Origin of the sequence: Paenibacillus pseudetheri, from assembly GCF_924513355.1 — a bacterium.
Lineage (GTDB): Bacteria > Bacillota > Bacilli > Paenibacillales > Paenibacillaceae > Paenibacillus_AQ > Paenibacillus_AQ pseudetheri.
Window position 1 is genome coordinate 1 of record NZ_CAKMAB010000089.1, and the last position, 1,599, is coordinate 1,599.

The window sequence follows — 1,599 nt, forward strand, 5'->3', positions numbered from 1 at the left end:
CCCGTTAGCCATACATGCAACGCAAGCGCCGCACCACAGATGATGAAAATATTTGTATCTGTTAATACTTCTACTATGGCTGGGAGAGGAAGGTCGATAAGCTATGGTGCCTACGAGCCCATCCGTTAGTCTGACTCCAACGATCACGGTGCATCACAGATTGTCGCTCCCTTTCGGGAAGCACTCATGGGAGATTAATCCTACTCTGATTGTTGCACCAGCCTCTTACCTAATTTAGCCGTAGAGAGGATACTTTAGAGTGGAAATCGTAGTTGAACGGGCATGTGGTATGGATATTCATAAGGATAACATTACCGCATGTATCCTAACGTCTAATGGAAAGGAGATTCAAACGTTTCCGACTAAAACAGTGTTTCTTTTACAACTAATTGACTGGATTAAACAACATGAATGCACTCACGTCGCTATGGAAAGTACAGGTGTATTTTGGAAACCTATTGTCAATCTACTTGAAGCAGAAAGCATTGAATTTTTAGTGGTGAATGCCCAGCATATGAAAGCTTTGCCTGGACGTAAAACAGATGTCAAAGACTCCGAATGGATTGCAAAGCTTCTTCGTCATGGATTACTTAAAGCAAGTTTCATTCCAGATCGAAATCAACGGGAGCTTCGAGAACTTGTACGTTACCGTCGGAGTATTATCGAAGAACGAGCTAGACAACATAACCGAATTCAAAAAGTGTTAGAAGGAGCCAATATTAAACTCAGCTCTGTTGTCTCTGATATTATGGGGGTCTCTTCTCGTGATATGCTTCATGCTATTGCTGACGGTGAGGATGATCCTGAGAAACTAGCGAACTTTGCTAGACGCACCATGAAACGAAAGAAGGATGAACTTGAACTTGCTCTACACGGCTATGTAAACCCTCATCAACGCTTGATGATTAAGACTATTTTAACTCACATTGATTTTTTAAGTGAACAAATCACGGTGCTAGACCAGGAAGTCACTACGAGGGTTGTTCCATTTTCTGACGATGTCGAACGTTTAGATTCAATTCCTGGAATAGCTACTCGAATGGCAGAACAAATCTTAGCCGAAATTGGGACCAACATTAAGAAGCAGTTTCCCAGTGCTGCGCATTTATGCTCATGGGCTGGACTTGTGCCTGGGCATAACGAAAGTGCAGGAAAAAGAAAATCTGCTAAATCTAAAAACGGAAACAAATATTTGAAGTCCGCCTTAGTGGAAGCAGCCCATTCCGTAGCAGCCTCAAAGAACTATCTTGGTGCCATGTACAGACGTACAGCGGCAAGAAAAGGAAGAAAAAGGGCTGCAATCTCTGTCGCGCATGCTATGTTGAGAATAGCCTACTATTTGTTGACTCGTGAAGAAATGTATGTGGATCTAGGCGAAGATTACTTTGACAAGCAGAAGCAACAATCTATTGTGAAATACGCAGTTCGAAGACTAGAAAACTTAGGTTATTCTGTAACTATTGCAGAAGTCTCCTAATTCATTAAGACATCCATATTCTTATTTCGGATGCTGTGACATTCAAAAAAAATGAATGAACTGCGTCTTATTTACTTTGCCTCGTTACAGTTATTGCAGATTTTATTTTCATGGGAGCTTAA

1 protein-coding gene is annotated in these 1,599 nt (G+C 41.4%); it reads left to right on the forward strand.

All coding sequences use genetic code 11. From position 1 onward, the window contains the following. Positions 1-259: 259 nt before the first annotated feature. Positions 260-1,477, forward strand: a complete 1,218-nt coding sequence (locus L1028_RS30980) for an IS110 family RNA-guided transposase (protein ID WP_234541957.1) — start codon at positions 260-262, stop codon at positions 1,475-1,477. Positions 1,478-1,599: the final 122 nt, after the last annotated feature.